Annotated in this window: 10 protein-coding genes and 4 pseudogenes; 6 read left to right on the top strand and 8 right to left on the bottom strand. The window is 59.4% G+C overall.

Translation table 11 applies throughout. From position 1 onward, the window contains the following. The first annotated feature begins 116 nt into the window (after window positions 1–116). A pseudogene (gene alaC / locus LJU32_25230) lies at window positions 117–1,332 on the top strand (alanine transaminase). A 179-nt stretch (window positions 1,333–1,511) separates the two neighbouring features. Here alaC and LJU32_25235 read toward each other — a convergent pair. Continuing rightward, window positions 1,512–2,864, bottom strand: coding sequence for a GntP family permease (locus tag LJU32_25235; GenBank protein WKV88631.1), 1,353 nt, complete (start codon window positions 2,862–2,864; stop codon window positions 1,512–1,514). A gap of 81 nt (window positions 2,865–2,945) precedes the next feature. Next, window positions 2,946–3,478: pseudogene (locus LJU32_25240) on the bottom strand (gluconokinase). A gap of 215 nt (window positions 3,479–3,693) precedes the next feature. On the opposite strand from LJU32_25240, the pseudogene LJU32_25245 reads away from it, so the two are divergent. After that, window positions 3,694–4,724, top strand: a pseudogene (locus LJU32_25245) (LacI family DNA-binding transcriptional regulator). A 139-nt stretch (window positions 4,725–4,863) separates the two neighbouring features. On the opposite strand, the gene LJU32_25250 reads toward LJU32_25245, so the two are convergent. Further along, window positions 4,864–5,736: a LysR family transcriptional regulator gene (locus tag LJU32_25250; GenBank protein WKV88632.1), complete on the bottom strand. Its 873-nt coding sequence runs from the start codon at window positions 5,734–5,736 to the stop codon at window positions 4,864–4,866. Window positions 5,737–5,858: 122 nt separating this feature from the next. Here LJU32_25250 and LJU32_25255 point away from each other — a divergent pair, with 122 nt between their 5' ends. The 3 genes and pseudogenes from LJU32_25255 (at window position 5,859) to LJU32_25265 (ending at window position 8,474) form a co-directional block, all read left to right on the top strand. Continuing rightward, on the top strand, window positions 5,859–6,299 hold the full coding sequence (locus tag LJU32_25255) for a PACE efflux transporter (protein ID WKV88633.1): 441 nt from the start codon (window positions 5,859–5,861) through the stop codon (window positions 6,297–6,299). Window positions 6,300–6,424: 125 nt separating this feature from the next. Further along, window positions 6,425–7,848, top strand: a pseudogene (locus LJU32_25260) (MFS transporter). Between the two features lie 227 nt (window positions 7,849–8,075). Continuing rightward, window positions 8,076–8,474: a hypothetical protein gene (locus LJU32_25265; GenBank protein ID WKV88634.1), complete on the top strand. Its 399-nt coding sequence runs from the start codon at window positions 8,076–8,078 to the stop codon at window positions 8,472–8,474. 163 nt (window positions 8,475–8,637) lie between these two features. On the opposite strand, the gene LJU32_25270 is transcribed toward LJU32_25265, so the two are convergent. From LJU32_25270 to LJU32_25290, 5 genes are all read right to left on the bottom strand, one after another. Next, window positions 8,638–9,780 (bottom strand): PAS domain-containing methyl-accepting chemotaxis protein, encoded by a 1,143-nt coding sequence (locus LJU32_25270; protein WKV91196.1) that lies wholly within the window; start codon window positions 9,778–9,780, stop codon window positions 8,638–8,640. Between the two features lie 651 nt (window positions 9,781–10,431). Then, window positions 10,432–11,451, bottom strand: a complete 1,020-nt coding sequence (locus tag LJU32_25275; GenBank protein ID WKV88635.1) for an ABC transporter substrate-binding protein — start codon at window positions 11,449–11,451, stop codon at window positions 10,432–10,434. After that, complete coding sequence (locus LJU32_25280; protein ID WKV88636.1) at window positions 11,448–11,975, bottom strand: sigma-70 family RNA polymerase sigma factor; 528 nt, start codon at window positions 11,973–11,975, stop codon at window positions 11,448–11,450. Before LJU32_25280 ends, LJU32_25275 begins: the two co-directional genes overlap by 4 nt. A 113-nt stretch (window positions 11,976–12,088) precedes the next feature. Then, on the bottom strand, window positions 12,089–12,880 hold the full coding sequence (locus LJU32_25285) for a PhnD/SsuA/transferrin family substrate-binding protein (GenBank protein WKV88637.1): 792 nt from the start codon (window positions 12,878–12,880) through the stop codon (window positions 12,089–12,091). A 135-nt stretch (window positions 12,881–13,015) separates the two neighbouring features. After that, window positions 13,016–14,008, bottom strand: a complete 993-nt coding sequence (locus tag LJU32_25290) for a fatty acid desaturase (GenBank protein WKV91197.1) — start codon at window positions 14,006–14,008, stop codon at window positions 13,016–13,018. 270 nt (window positions 14,009–14,278) lie between these two features. Between LJU32_25290 and LJU32_25295 the strand changes: the two genes are divergently transcribed. Continuing rightward, the gene (locus LJU32_25295) at window positions 14,279–14,695 is read left to right on the top strand and encodes a GNAT family N-acetyltransferase (protein ID WKV88638.1); all 417 of its coding nucleotides are present in this window, start codon (window positions 14,279–14,281) and stop codon (window positions 14,693–14,695) included. Window positions 14,696–14,758: the final 63 nt, after the last annotated feature.

Raw genomic sequence — 14,758 nt, forward strand, 5'->3', positions numbered from 1 at the left:
ATGTTTACAAGCGCGCTGGACAGTATGCCATCACTGCCCTTATCTTCCGCCACAGGTCACCGCAGTGACCAGCGTCGCTCGGACGGTTCCGGGCGCTTACGTTATCCGAGGCAACAATGGCCGAACAAGGTTCGCCGCGCCGCTTTGCGCGCATAGATCGACTCCCCTTACGTTTTCAACATCACCGCCGAGCTGAAAATGGCCGCTCGCCGCCGTGGTGAAGACATCATCGACCTGAGCATGGGCAACCCCGACGGTGCCACGCCGCCGCACATTGTCGAAAAACTGGTGCAGGTCGCCCAACGTGAGGACACCCACGGTTACTCGACTTCCAAGGGCATTCCACGCCTGCGCCGGGCGATTTCCAACTGGTACAAGCAGCGCTACGAAGTCGATATCGACCCGGAAAGCGAAGCCATTGTCACCATCGGTTCCAAGGAAGGCCTGGCGCATTTGATGCTGGCCACCCTGGATCAGGGTGACACGGTGCTGGTGCCGAACCCGAGCTACCCGATTCACATTTACGGCGCGGTGATTGCCGGCGCTCAGGTGCGTTCGGTGCCGCTGGTGCCGGGGGTGGATTTCTTCGACGAACTGGAGCGAGCCATTCGCGGCTCGATCCCCAAACCGAAAATGATGATTCTCGGCTTCCCGTCGAACCCGACCGCGCAGTGCGTGGAGCTGGATTTCTTCGAGCGGGTGATCGCCCTCGCCAAGCAGTACGACGTCTTGGTCATCCACGATCTGGCTTACGCCGACATCGTTTACGACGGCTGGAAAGCCCCGTCGATCATGCAGGTGCCGGGGGCCAAGGACATTGCGGTGGAGTTTTTCACCCTGTCCAAGAGCTACAACATGGCCGGCTGGCGCATCGGTTTCATGGTCGGCAACCCGGAACTGGTCAGCGCCCTGGCGCGGATCAAGAGCTATCACGACTACGGCACTTTCACGCCGCTGCAAGTGGCGGCGATTGCCGCGCTGGAAGGCGATCAACAGTGCGTGCGCGACATCGCCGAGCAGTATCGCCAGCGTCGTAACGTGCTGGTGAAGGGTCTGCATGAGCTGGGCTGGATGGTCGAGAACCCAAAAGCCTCGATGTACGTCTGGGCGAAGATTCCCCAGGCCTATGCGCATCTGGGTTCGCTGGAGTTTGCCAAGAAACTGCTGGCCGAAGCCAAGGTCTGCGTTTCGCCGGGCGTGGGTTTTGGCGAGTACGGCGATGATCACGTGCGCTTTGCCCTGATCGAAAACCAGGATCGCATTCGCCAGGCCGTGCGCGGGATTCGCGGGATGTTCCGCGCGGATGGGTTAGTCGCAAAAACTGGCGGCTAACACTAATCCCCGTGGGAGCGAGCTTGCTCGCGAAGGCGTCGTGTCAGCCACCTCAATACTGACTGAACCACCGCTTTCGCGAGCAAGCTCGCTCCCACAAGGGTTTTGTGCTCAGACTTGATATCTCCACCCACAAAAAAACCGCATCGCTGCGGTTTTTTGTGCCTGCAAAACGCCGTTTAAACGAACAGCGACAACAGCAGGATAAAGCCCAGGCCGACCACCGAGAGGATGGTTTCCATCGCGGTCCAGGTCTTGAAGGTCTCGGCCACGGTCATGTTGAAGTACTGCTTGACCAGCCAGAAACCGGCGTCGTTGACGTGGGACAGGATCAGCGAACCGGCGCCGGTGGCCAGCACCAGCAGCTCACGGTTGACGCCCGGAATCATGCCGACAACCGGCACCACAATGCCCGCGCCAGTGATGGTCGCCACAGTGGCCGAACCGGTAGCAATACGGATCACTGCGGCCACCAGCCACGCCAGCAGGATCGGCGAGATCTGCGCGCTGACCGCCATGTGGCCGATCACATCGCCCACACCGCTGGTCACCAGCATCTGCTTGAAGCCGCCGCCGGCACCGATGATCAGAATGATCGCAGCGGTAGGCGCCAGGCTTGCGTCGAGCCATTTGAGCATCTGTTGCGAACCGATGCCCTGCTTGTAACCGAAGGTGTACAGCGACAGCAGCAACGCCAGCAGCAGTGCGGAGATCGGGTGACCGATCATGTCCATCCAGATACGGAAGAAATGACCGTCCGGCAGTGCCACGTCAGCAAAGGTTTTCAGCAACATCAGGAACACCGGCAGCAGCACGGTGACCAGGGTGATGCTGAAGCTCGGCAGGTTGGCCGAATCGTTTTCACGGGCCAGTTGATCGACCAGTTCCTGATTCGGGTGACCGGGAATGTGCTTGGCAATGAAGGTACCGAAGATCGGACCGGCAATGATTGCCGTAGGCAGTGCGACGATCAGACCGTAGAGAATGGTCTTGCCGATATCAGCGCCGAATACGCCAATCGCCAGCAGCGGGCCCGGGTGCGGCGGCACCAGACCGTGCACCGCAGAGAGGCCGGCGAGCAGCGGGATACCGATCTTGATGATCGACACTCCGGTACGACGGGCAACGATGAACACCAGCGGAATCAGGAGCACGAAGCCGATTTCGAAGAACAGCGGAATGCCCACCAGGAACGCGGCGAACATCATTGCCCACTGGACTTTGTCCTTGCCGAAGGCGCGAATCAGCGTCTGGGCGATCTGATCGGCGCCGCCGGATTCGGCCATCATCTTGCCGAGCATGGTGCCCAGGGCGAGGATGATGCCGACGAAACCGAGCACGCCACCAAAGCCGTCCTGGAACGCCTTGATGATGGTGTTGATCGGCATGCCGGAAGTCAGGCCGAGGAAGGCGGCGGCGATGGTCAGGGCGATGAACGGGTGAATTTTGAATTTGGTGATCAGGATAATCAGGCCGATTACCGTGACCACCGCATCGAGCAGCAGGAACGTCTCGTGGGACATGCCAAACATGGGGGTGTCTCCTGGATTGTTGTTGTTATTAAAGCGGGTTGAACAGAAGTCGGGAGGACAGCGCTGTCTTTTTCAACATACTCATACCGCCTGTTTCAGACCGTTGGCCTGCCACCAGACGTGAGCCTGCAGGGCCAGCTCTTCGACGCTGTGAATCGAGGCATTGAGCGGCAGGGTCAGCGGCTCGCCCTTGGGCGATTCGAGGGTGGCGAACTGGCTTTCGATCAACGTCGCCGGCATGAAGTGGCCCGGGCGGTGCGATACACGCTCGGCGGCGACTTCCGGGGTCAGTTCAAGAAACACGAAACCCAGGCCCGGCAAGGCGCTGCGCAGGCGTTCGCGGTAACTGTGTTTAAGGGCCGAGCAGGTCAACACCGGGCGCTGGCCTTGGGCGTCGACGCGACGCAGTTCATCGCACAGGCTGTCGAGCCAGCCGGCGCGGTCTTCGTCGTTCAGGGGATCCCCGCGCTCATCTTTTCGATGTTCGCGGCCGGATGAAAAGTATCGCCTTCAATGGCAGTGGCGCCGCTCAAATGGCACAGGGCCTGGCTGACGCACGTCTTGCCGCAACCGGCAACGCCCATGATGACCAGGGCGGTGATGGGATGACTCATATAACACCTCAGCGCGCAGACAGCGCTACCTTTGCTAGCTATGACTCTAGTGCACAGGCAGAAGTTGCCGACGCCTTCTTGTCGTTTTTTGGGTTGCAGCAGGTTCGTTCCCGACGCCAAAGCGCGCAGATCAGGCAGGATCGCGTTCACGCATTTGCAGCTGCATCAGGACAGCGCTACCTTAGTGCCTTGATTTTTGTTTGGCAAGCCGCCCGATGACCTCCCCCAAGAACGATAAAAATACCCGCACCACCGGCCGTCCGACCCTCAATGAAGTAGCCCGCCTGGCCGGCGTCAGCCCGATCACCGCCTCCGCGCCCTGCGCGGGGTGAGCACAGTGGCCACCGAACTGGTGGAAAAAGTGCAGAAAGCCGCGCTCGAACTCAACTACGTCGTCAACCCGGCCGCCCGCGCGCTGGCCTCGGCGCAGAGCCATTCGGTTGTCGTGCTGGTGCCGTCGTTGTCCAACCTGCTGTTCATCGACACGCTGGAAGCCATTCATCGGGTGCTGACGCCCAAGGGCTTCGAAGTACTGATCGGCAATTTCCACTACTCGCGCGATGAAGAAGAAAACCTCCTGCGCAACTACATGGCCTATCAGCCACGCGGGTTTCTGCTGACCGGTTTTGATCGCACGGAAAGTTCGCGACGAATGATTGAAGTCAGCAACATTCCCTGCGTGTACATGATGGAGCTGGACAGCGCCGCCGGGGTCAATTGCGTGGGCTTTTCGCAATTGAGCGCGGGTGAAACTGCCGCCGAACACCTGCTATCTCGCGGGCGCAAACGCTTGGCCTACATTGGCGCGCAGCTGGATCAGCGCACCTTGTTGCGCGGAGAGGGCTTCCGCAAAGCATTGCAGAAGGCGGGCCGCTACGACCCGGATCTGGAAGTGCTGACGCCACGTGCTTCATCGGTGGGCTTGGGCGGAGAGTTGTTTTTGCAGTTGCTGGCGGCGCATCCGGACGTCGATGCAATCTTCTTTGGCAACGATGACCTGGCCCAAGGCGCGATGCTGGAAGCGTTGCGCAATGGCATCAAAATTCCCGAGCAGGTGGCGATCCTCGGTTTCAACGATCTGCCGATGTCCGAGCACATGGTCCCGCGCCTGAGCAGCATCAACACCCCGCGTGAGGCGATCGGCCGGCGCGCGGCAGAGCAGATGCTGACGTTGATGGCGGGTAACAAAGTGGCGCGGCCGGTGGAGGATATGGGCTTTGAGCTGAAGGTTCGCGAGAGTAGCTGACCCTTCACAAATGCTGAGTTGCAACACAACCCTTGTGGGAGCGAGCCTGCTCGCGAAAGCGGTGGGTCAGTCAGCTTTGATGCAGCTCACACGACGCCTTCGCGAGCAGGCTCGGTCCCACAGGGGATCTCTACCCAGTTCAATGGCTGAGCAGGTCAACCAGGGCCTGCGCGCCCTTCTGCAAGGGCTGGCTCTTGAGCCACACCGCGTGCACCGGCAGCACCAGGCCATTTTCGATGTTGCGAAAATTCAGCCGTTTCAAGCGCCCGGCCTCGAGCCACGGCTGCACCACCGACAGCGGGAAATTACCCCAGCCCAATCCCGCTTCGACCATTTCCATTGCCGTCTCAAGATTGTCCGTGCGCCAGTAGGATTCAGCCACCAACGGCCGCGTCTCGCTGATCGGCAAGTCGCGGCTGGCGACGATGATCTGGCGCACCTGCACCAGGTCTTCGAGAAACACATCGCGCCCTTGCAGCAACGGACTGTCCGCCGCCAGCGTGGCGATCATGCGTTCGCTGCCGACGAACTGAAAACGCTCCAGCGCATTCACGCTCAAGCCAGCGAAGGCCAGGCACACGCTGATCCGGCCACTGTGCAACATCGCCAGCACATCATCCTGTGGCCCAGTCAGCACTTCGATGTCGAGCAACGGATGCCGCTCGGCAATCACCTTGATCGCTGCCAGCAAGCGGCGTCGATCAATGTCCGCAACCACGCCGACCGACAATCGGCTTTCCAGCCCCAGCGACAACTCCACCGCGTGCACTTGCAGCTGCTTGAGCTGCTCGGCGATCAGTCGCGCGTGCGGCACCAGCGACTGCGCGATCGCCGTGGGTTGCGGCTCGCGATGGCTACGGTCGAACAATGGGTAACCAAGTTCCGCTTCAAGATTGGCGATGCCCATGCTCACCGCCGACGGCACCTTGCCCAATTGCCGCGCGGCAGCGGAGAACGAGCCGCGTTCGATCACCGCGAGAAACAACTCAATGCTGTCGCTACTGAAATTCAAATGCCCCACCTATCAATAAAACTGAAAGCTACCAACTTTTTCTTTCAGGTCTATTGAAGCTATCTTTCGCCGCCTTCGCCAGCCCTGCTGGTCAACATTCGGCAAGAAAGAGGCAAATCTGCATGCAAGGCGTGAAACGCAAACTGGTCTACGTGTCGCTCTACGAGGTGATCGGCATGACCTTCTCGGCCCTCGGTCTGGCGTTGTTGTCGGGTACATCGCCGGGCAGCACCGGGCCGCTGGCGGTGATCATCACCAGCATCGCCGTGACCTGGAATTTCATCTACACCTCGCTGTTCGAACGCTGGGAAAGTCGCCAGGTCTCGCGCACCCGCACGGTGAAACGGCGCATCGCCCATGCGGTCGGCTTTCAACTGACGCTGATCGTGTTTCTGATTCCGCTGATCGCCTGGTGGATGCACATCAGTCTGGTGCAGGCATTCCTGCTTGATCTGGCCCTGATCGTCTTCATCCCGTGCTACACATTCATGTTCAACTGGCTGTTCGACCGGATCTTCGGCCTGCCGAACTCGGCGCTGCCGGATTCTGCCGCTGCGGCATAAATCGCTAATTCGTAAGCAGATATTGCGAGAAATTAGCGGTTCAACCTGTTAAACCACCGACATTCACAATCCGCAAACACCGATAGCAGGCTAAGCTTTTCCATCTATAAAAAATGGATCAGCTTATGACTGCTCACGCTCCCGCCGCCGCGCCTGGTGATGGCATCGACCCGGTACGCGCCGCCGAAATTTCCGCCCGCATCGATCGGCTGCCCGCCGTCGCCACCCTCTGGCGTTTGGTGGCGCTGCTGTCGATCGGCGGATTTTTCGAACTCTACGATCTGTTCCAGACCGCCTACATCAGTCCCGGGCTGATTCGCGACGGCCTGTTCGCCACTGGCAGTCAGGGGTGTTCGGCTTCTCCGATCAGGCGGCGTTCGCCTCGGCGACGTTCCTCGGCCTGTTCCTCGGCGCCAGCCTGCTCAGTCCGTTGGCGGATCGTTTCGGTCGCCGGGCAATCTTCACCTTCGCGCTGATCTGGTACACGGTGGCGACAGTGCTGATGGGCATCCAGAGCTCGGCGCTGGGCATCATCGGTATGCGTTTTCTGGTCGGCATCGGCCTCGGTATCGAGCTGGTGACCATCGACGCTTATCTCTCGGAACTGGTGCCCAAACGCATGCGCAGCTCGGCGTTTGCCTTTGCGTTTTTCGTGCAGTTCCTCTCGGTGCCGGCGGTGGCTTTGATGTCATGGTGGCTGGTGCCGCAAGCGCCATTCGGCGTGTCCGGCTGGCGTTGGGTGGTGTTGGCCAGCGCAGTGTTTGCGCTGTTCATCTGGTGGCTGCGCAAGCGCTTGCCGGAATCACCGCGCTGGCTGGCGCAACACGGTCGCTTCGATGAGGCAAAGCGTATTCTCGATGACCTCGAAGCGCGCTGCGCCAAGGACCACGGCAAAGCCCTCGATACGCCAGAACCGGTGCCGGTCGATGTTGAAGGCAAGGGCCGTTTCGCTGATATCTGGCAACCTCCGTATCGCCGCCGCGCGCTGATGTTGATCGTCTTCCATATCTTTCAGGCGATCGGCTTCTTCGGTTTCGGCAACTGGCTGCCGGCGCTGCTTTCAGGTCAAGGCGTGAGCGTCACACACAGCTTGATGTACGCCTTTATCATCACCCTCGCCTACCCGCTCGGGCCGTTGTTGTTCGTCAAGTTTGCCAACCGTTTCGAGAACAAATGGCAGATCGTCGGCTCGGCCCTTGGTGCGATGACCTTCGGCACCCTGTTCGCCTTGCAGACCAGCGCCGTCGGGCTGATCTTCTGCGGGGTGATGATCACCTTCTGCAACGCCTGGCTGAGCTTCAGCTATCACTCGTACCAGAGCGAACTGTTCCCGACCAACATCCGCGCTCGCGCGGTCGGCTTCTGCTACTCGTTCAGTCGCTTGTCGACAGTGTTCAGCAGCTTGTTGATCGGCTTGTTTCTCGACAACTTCGGTACGCCCGGCGTGCTGGCTTTCATTGTCAGCAGCATGTTGATCGTGATGTTGACCATCGGCTGGTTCGGCCCGCGCACGCGTAATCTGGCGCTGGAGAATATTGCCCATCGCTGAAAGGCAACATCCTGATCAGGCCGACAAACGGTGGGCAGAACTGCTCATGACATGACTTGGATATTGAGGGCGAGATCCATGGACGCTCTATGACCGCCCGTCTGAATCGCATCCATTTCAGTGCCCACCTGTAATTTCTGACAGTAGACGAGAGCCCACGCCCGACGAATGATGCGCAAGCGGCAACGACTGGTTTCCGCTTCCACTCAGATATATGGAGATATCCCATGACCAGCACCTTCGACGCCAAAATCAGCTCACCTGGCGCACCGGTTATACCAGACTATAGCGCCACTGTAATAAACGTCACACCCAACGCGCCTCCTGTTCCCACCGCGGCTATCCAATCCAACAATGCTGCCAATATCCATTTAGGGCTTAGTTTTAAAGACGGTGGGCTAGCCAGCGGCTCGCATGACCTGACTTCGAATAATACAAGTGTCATATACAGTAATGGGGCTGAGACCGTTTTTCCCGGAATCTCGTCCGGACATATCGACATCGACAGCTCAGTGGGCACTTATAAGGGTAACTTCATCGCGGAGTGGAAAGATAAACATGGGAGGGACTGGACGGTCGACAGTACCTTTGACATTGCCGTTGTACCGACAAAATCAGCGAGCTGAACAATAGAGCGTTGCAGCGTTTAGATATGACAACGCTCATTTCCTGCGACCTTGCTCGCCAGAAATGAGCGTTGTGCCACGCAAGTTCAGTTCAACTGCAACGTCTCATTGAACTGGCTGATCGCATCCACCACATGCCGCGAGCCCTGCTGAATCTCCAGGATCACCTCCCCGCCTCATTCGCCAGCTCCACACCCAGGCCGGTGCGGCTCAGACTCGATTGCATGCTCGACACCGCGCTCAATGACAAATCGTGATTCCTGCGCACCACATCGACAATTTCCAGGGTCGCCTGACTGGTCCGCGCCGCGAGGCTGCGTACTTCGTCCGCAACCACCGCAAATCCCCGCCCATGCTCACCCGCGCGCGCGGCTTCAATCGCCGCGTTGAGCGCCAGCAAATTAGTCTGATCGGCGATGCCGCGAATGGTCTGGACGATGCTGCCGATGATGTCCGACTGTTTGCTTACCGCATCGATGCTCACCGCCGCTTCGTTCAGGTCGCGGGAAATGTCCTGGATGGTCTGCACGGTTTGCTGCACCACTTGTGAGCCTTTTTGCGCGCAGGCGTCGTTTTGTACCGAGGTGCTGTGGGCCGATTCCGCAGCGTTTTGCAGAGTGGTCATCTGTTTGGTGATGTCACTGGCGAACTTGACCACTTTGTACAAGCGGCCCTTGGCGTCGAACAGCGGGTTATACGAAGCCTCCAGATAAACCATCTGCCCGGACTTGTTCTTGCGCTCGAAACGGTGCGAGTGATATTCGCCGCGATTGAGCGAAGCCCAGAACGCCTTGTACTGCGCGGATTCGGCTTCGGCGCGGTGACAGAACAGGCTGTGGTGCTGGCCGACAATTTCAGGGTGCGCGTACTGCATGGTCTGCAGGAAGTTGTCGTTAGCGCGGATGACATGGCCTTCGGGAGTGAACTCGATCACCGCCATGGAACGACCGATCGCCGCCAGCATGGCTTCTTCTTCATGTTCTTTGTTGATGCGCGCGGTGATGTCCGCCGCGACCTTGATCACACTTCTGACCTGTTTGTCGGGCCCGAACACCGGCATGTAACTGGCTTCAAGCCAGATCTCCCGGCCGCTCTTGTTCAGGCGCAGAAAAGTGCCGCTGAGCGGTTCACCACGAGCCAGGTCGCGCCACAACTTCGCGTAGTCCTCGCTGCGATAAAAGCTTTCTTCACAGAAAATCCGATGGTGTTTGCCGCGCACTTCTTCGGCGCTGTAGCTCATGGTCTTGCAGAAGTTCTCGTTGGCGTCGAGAACGATGCCGTCCGGAGTGAACTCGATCATCGCCATCGAGCGGCTGATCGCTTCGATTTTCGCGTTGGCCTCGGTCAGCGCACAGCTGAAACGCTCGATTTCCCGCAGGTCAGCCTTGTGATGTAGGTTGAACATGGTCGTATCACCTTCCGCGCGTTGTTTTGATTTGATGAAAGTTCAGGTCTTGCAAGATCCATCACTACGTTCCACAGAACAGGCACACGCCTTCCTCCACAGGAGGAAGTTGTCAGGTGATAAATGATGATCAATCGGAGGGTTCGTGCAGCGACGCTCTGATCAAGACATCCTTTTCTTGATAGCCCGCATGCGGGCCAGCCCTAACGCGTAGAAGAACTTCCATTTAGGTGACGCTCCTTGTTGGTTCAGTGTCGGTGCCTTGGGTTGCGCACTCTGGCAGCATGAATCACGGACCAGCCTGTGCCGTCGGCGCGCTTGGCATGACGGTCGACATGGTTAGTTACCTGCAACTATAGCCAGCCCGACGTCGGGCGCAAGGCCATTAGTCGGCCAGTATCTGGCATTTTTTGCACAAGAAACGGTTCAGCGCGAAGAGATTGGTGACCAAGGCAGACGCTTTCGCGAGCAGGCTCGAACGCATTCCAAATGTGGGAGCGGGCTTGCTCGCGAAGACGTCATGAGAAGCACCGCAAAAACATCAGAAAAGAACTACAAACTCCCATTCACCTTGGCCGCCACCTCCCCCGGCACCCAAACCGTCCACACCTGCGGCTGATCACGCAAAAACGCCTCGGCCACCGCTCTCGGCCGCAGACGTTTCTCACTCATCCCCGCCAATGTCTGGTTAAGCAGATCAATCGGCAGATCGACTTTTTCAAAGAACGCGACCAACTCCGGGTACTGCGCCTTGAACGGTGCCGACACGCCGATCGCCAGGCTCGCCGGCATCGAACGCGTGCCCTTCGGATTCGGATTATTGGCGTCGGCCAGGGTCTTCCACGCCTCGGCGTCAAACGGCGGCTCTTCGAGTTTCACCAGTTTGAAACGCCCGAGCAGCGGCGTCGGCGACCAGTAATAGAACAGCACCGGTTTGCCGCGTTTGAACGACGACCCCACCTCGGCATCCAGCGCCGCGCCAGAACCGGTGCGGAAGTTGACGAAGCTGTCAGTCAAGCCATATGCCTTGAGCTTCTGGCTGTTGACGATTTCCGAAGTCCAGCCGGTCGGGCTGTTGAGAAAGCGTCCACGGCCCGGGTCTTCCGGATCGCGGAAGACATCCTTGTAGCGCGGCAGGTCGGCGACCGATTTCAGCTCCGGCGCCAGCGCCTGGATCCCGCGCTCGGGGTCACCCTTGATCACATATTCCGGCACCCACCAGCCTTCGGTAGCACCTTTGACCGTGTCGCCGAGGCCGAATACCTTGCCCTCGGCGGCAGCCTTGACCCACGCCGGACTGCGCCCCGCCCACTCTTCGCCGATCACCTGAATATCGTTTTTTGCCAACGCCGCCTCCAGGCTGACGGTGCTACCGGGCATCGTATCGGTCGGATAGCCGTAGCCTTTTTCAACGATCAGGCGAAGCACTTCGGTGATGAAGCTGCCGCTCTCCCACGTGATATCGCCGAAGTGGATGGGTGCGGTTTTCTCCGCCGCAGAAACAGCGCCGACGCTCAGGCTCAGGCTCAGCGCCAGCAGCGTGCGGCCGAGCAGGGTTTTGATCGATTTCATGCGGACCTCTTTTCTTCCAGGAATTGATTGGCGCTGTGGCGATCGCACAGCGCTTGGGAACGCGCCATGTACACGCTGACTGAACGTTGCGAGATGTCCAGTTCGGCAGCGATTTGCGGGTAGGTCAGGCCATCGATACGCGCCAGCAGGAAGGTCGAACGAACCTTGCTCGGCAAGCGATGCAAGCTGCGGTCAAGGCGTTCGAGGGACTGCGAGAACTGTGCGAGGTCTTCAGGCGAAGCGGCGACGTCAGGGTCGGACTGCTCGAGATGGCGACGCTGCAGATCCGCACGGCGCCAGTGCTGATAGAGCAGACGCTGCGCAATCGTCGTCAGCAGGGCGCGAGGTTCGCGAATGGCCGTCAGCGACGGGGCTTCGAGCAAACGGGCGAAGGTTTCGCCGGCGATGTCTTCAGCGCCGGACACGTCACGCAGGTGTCGACGCAGGTAATGACAGAGCCAGCGATGGTGTGCACGGAACAGGCGTTCCACGGTGTCACGATGGGCATGATTGGTCCCGGACATAAGGGCTCCTGGGCTAGGGTCGCTGAATGTCCGGTGTTCCGGTGGCGCGATCGTAGCAAGACGCCTTATGCGTTAATAATATTTAAATCTTATTTTTATATTCGATTAGTGAATTAGCGCAGCAGACCGTAGCCTTGAGCTTCAGCGTCTCGCTGGTAATCGAGCAGCACGTCATAGTCGCTTTCCGTTGCCGGCTGAATGTCAGCCAAACCCAAGGTCTGCACAACACCAGGCAATTCATGCAAAGAGTCATTCATCACTTGGAGCAGCCGGTCGACCTGCGCGTCGCTGGCTCCGGCAGCGGTAATGAACGGCAGTGTCGGACTCAACGCACTGCGCGCAATCACGCGCAAATCGCAGACTTCGTCCGGCGCGTGGCGGGCGATATAAGCAAATGTGACGCTATCGATCGCGGCCAAGTCGGCGAGGTTTTCGCGCAGCCAGCGCAGGCTCTCGCGGTGACCGCCACTGATGCCGACACGGGCGAAAAACCGGCCGTTTTCCTGCAATGGCGCCAGACGCTGGCGCAACAGGTTCATGCCGCTGTTGGAATCTTCGCTGTTGATCACGCCCCGGCTGTGACGAAAGTCGCCAAGCGCGTAGCGCGGATCAGCGGCGCGGCCAAGGATCAGGCTGCAATGCTCGCCGCCAGTGGCGTCAGGCAGTTCATAGCGCGGCCGGCCGATGACGCGCACCCGGCCACGCAGCGCGGTCATCAGCGGATAGCCGCAGGTCTGGGTGAGCAGCAGATCGGGTGATAACCACAGTTCGGGCAGTGTCAGGTTGGTCGCATCGAGACGGCTGTGGCCCAGGTGTTCAACGATGCGCGCCAGCCACTGCTCGTTTGCCACGCGGACGGGCTCGGGAGCTGGGTACATCAGTAGTTCGGCGTGGTGTTGGGTCATCGAAGCTTTTCCAGTGAAATACGCTGTGGGAGCGAGCCTGCTCGCGAAGGCTTTGTCCCATTAAGAATCATTTTGGACTGATACACCGCTTTCGCGAGCAGGCTCGCTCCCACAGGGTTTTGTGGCGTGTCAGGATTAATGAAATGGATGCTCTGGGCTGTCGATCGCTCTTAAGCCATTGCGCCGCCAAAACTGCCCATAACCGCGCACGACAAACCCGCCGCTGCGCGCGATCCAGCGTTCCCGGTGCATCCGGTAAACCCTGGGCAAGTCGTACCACGCCAGCCCCGGCAAGTCGTGATGCACCAGATGGAAATTCAAATTGAGAAACAGCCAGCGCCATGGCCAGCCGGCTTCGTTGAGCACGGTGCGCTGCTCGGGATGTACATGCGGTCGATGCTCGTGAAACGAACGAATCATCGCGATCGACAGCGCCGGCACGCTGATCAGGAACAGGTAATGCCACACCGGCAGAATGCTGAAGCGAGCAACGAAACCCAGCATCGGCAGAGTGACGCAACCGTGGGTCAGCCACATCCGCCAGGCTTGTGGATCAGCGTTTCTCAAGCGCTGCAGCTCTTCCAGTGCTAACGCCGTCAACGCCAGTGGCGCACCGATCACAAAGCGGCCCAGCAACGTCTTGTTCAGCCGGTGCAGGCTGCGCTCGAACATCGAACCGCCCTGCCAGTTCGCAGAGGTCAGGTAGCGACTTTCCGGATCGACACCGGGCACCGTCAGATCGTCGTCACGGTGATGGCGCAAGTGGCTGTCGCGATACAGCGTGTACGGATACCACACGGCAAAAGGCGCGTAGCCGAGGATTTTATTGACGAGGGTTGAGCGGGTCGGATGGCCGTGGAGCAGTTCATGCTGCAGCGACAACCACAACACCAGCAGCGGAATCAGCAGCAACGTGCTCAAGCCGCGTCCCAGCCAGGCGCTGTTGAGGAGGATGGCGAACCAGCCGGCGTACACACCGATCAGCAACAGCCAGGTCGGCCATTCGCTGCGGGCGGTGAAGCGCTGGCGCAGGGTCTCGATCTGCTGGCGATGCTCGGCATCGAAGTAAAAGCCATGGCGTTGCTCGGAACGGGAATCGTCCCCTTCTGTGCAACGAGGCGGTGGAATCTTGCAGATTATTTTCTTGATGGCGTGGAAGCCCGAGGGACGGGCTTCCGAAGGGTTGATCAATGGCCGAAAATGTCGACTTTCCTGGCTTTCTTCTCGGCGCGTTTTTCAATCGCAGTCTTGGCCGGTTTCTTCTTCGCGGCTTTCTTTGAATCCATACCTTTGGACATGATCGGTACTCCACTCACAGGGATGTGAGATCAGGTATACACCTATCCCGAGCCGCGCGTTCTTTTATAATCGGCGCTTTTCGAACCGACAGTCCGAACCATGTCCGACATCCACTACAGCCAGCTCGACGAATCGTTGTGGCCGCTGATGAACAAGTTCTACCGCAGCCACCAATCGTCGATGAAAGCCGTGCGCGAGGCGCAGCTGTGGGTCGCAAGGCGCGGCGAGATTGTAGCGGCGCTGTGCCTGCGTCCGGTATCGGGCGGACATTGGCTGACGGGGTTGTTTGTCGATCCGCAGTGTCGTGAGCAGGGCGTCGCTGCGCAGTTGATGGCCGCGGCGGTTGCTCAGGTGAACGAGCCGGTGTGGCTGTTCTGCCATCCGGATCTGCGCGGGTTTTATGAGCGGCGCGGCTTCAGCTTCGACCCCGCGTTGCCGCAGGCAATGGCCGAGCGGTTGAGCCGGTATGCGCGGAGCAAGCCGATGATTGCGATGGGGCTCAATCCTGCAGCCTGACGCAATTCTCTGTGGGAGCGAGCCTGCTCGCGAATACGGTGTGTCAGCGCCGAATCTGGTTCT

It is taken from the genome of Pseudomonas sp. B21_DOA, assembly GCA_030544685.1.
GTDB lineage: Bacteria > Pseudomonadota > Gammaproteobacteria > Pseudomonadales > Pseudomonadaceae > Aquipseudomonas > Aquipseudomonas fluorescens_AO.